This is a genomic window from Synechococcus lacustris str. Tous, from assembly GCF_003011125.1.
Taxonomy (GTDB): Bacteria; Cyanobacteriota; Cyanobacteriia; order PCC-6307; family Cyanobiaceae; genus Synechococcus_D; species Synechococcus_D lacustris.
On the sequence record NZ_PXVC01000185.1, the window covers coordinates 1 to 1,438 of the forward strand.

General features: G+C 39.7%; 2 protein-coding genes. Both read left to right on the forward strand.

Annotation, left to right across the window (positions count from 1 at the left end; all coding sequences use genetic code 11):
- A partial coding sequence (locus tag C7K08_RS14115) for an IS5 family transposase (protein WP_106501136.1) occupies positions 1-692 on the forward strand: 692 nt, incomplete at its 5' end.
- Between the two features lie 335 nt (positions 693-1,027).
- Positions 1,028-1,438, forward strand: a 411-nt coding sequence (locus C7K08_RS14120) for a transposase (protein WP_133165317.1), incomplete at its 3' end; no start/stop codon positions are given.

Sequence of the window (1,438 nt, forward strand, 5' to 3'; positions counted from 1 at the left end):
AATGTAATGTAATAGATGAGCTTTTTGAAATGTTTGAGAGCTACCTAAGAGATCAAGGATTAGAAGCCCGTGGTGGACAAATCATTGATGCCACACTTGTTCCTGTCCCAAAGCAGCGCAATAGGCGGGAAGATAATAAAGAAATAAAGGCGAATCGCGTACCAGATGGATGGAATGAAAGCCCAAAGCGACTGCAGCAAAAGGATCTGGATGCGCGTTGGGTTAAAAAAAATGATATCAATCACTATGGTTATAAGAACAGCATTTGCATTGATGCTGAGCACGGTTTTATCAGACGCTTTGTMGTTACCCCTGCAAATATTCACGATAGCCAGATGCTTCCAATGCTCTTAGATCCTGAAAATCACGATGATTGTGTATGGGCAGATTCTGCATATTCTGGCGAGCGGTTTAAAGATTTACTTAGCTTAGCTGGATTTGAAAATAGGATCCATGAGAAGGGCTCAAGAAATCACCCTCTAAGTGCAGCTGCAACAGAGCGCAATTCCATCAGGTCTCAAACTCGAGCTCGAGTAGAACATGTGTTTGGTTGTTTTGCCACATCAATGGGAGGCAAATTCACAAGAAAAATCGGTCTTGAAAAGAATAAGGCTTGGTGGAGCCTAAAAAATCTTACATTTAATTTCTTGCGCTACCTATATCTTTCAAGTAATTCATTGGTCAGCATTTAATTAATTAATAAAATTAGATAAACTGTAAATCTATTTTCACTATTGAAGTGAGTTTGTACGATTGCTATTTGCCCAAAGGCATTTTTTTATGAACAGTTCAAGCTAGGAAAAATCTCTTTTTTCGAGGTGCCCTATAGCATTAAATAAAGGTTTAGTCTATTATAGTTATTTTAGATAATTGACTGTTTCCAGCAGGTCAGAATGTTTCCGGGAAGAGCAGCAAAAATTATCAAAGCTCAAAAATATGAGGCCTGTTCTAATTTGCCTTATGGAATCAATTCCCTGGGAGGCGGAATGCTGGGCGCAAGAGAATTGATCCCCTTATTTTATTTAAAATGCTGGTTCTCCAACAACTTTTTAATCTGAGTGATGAAGAGGTTGAGTTTCAAGTTAATGACAGGCGTTCGTTTGAGGAATTTGTTGGTTTGGGCGTAATGAATGATATCCCMGACGCAACTACAGTGGCTTTTTTTAGAGAGCGTCTCCGTRAGGCGAATGTAATAGATGAGCTTTTTGWAATGTTTGAGAGCTACCTAAGAGATCAAGGATTAGAAGCCCGTGGTGGWCAAATCATTGATGCCACACTTGTTCCTGTCCCAAAGCAGCGCAATAGGCGGGAAGATAATAAAGAAATAAAGGCGAATCGCGTACCAGATGGATGGAATGAAAGCCCAAAGCGACTGCAGCAAAAGGATCTGGATGCGCGTTGGGTTAAAAAAAATGATATCAATCACTATGGTTATAAG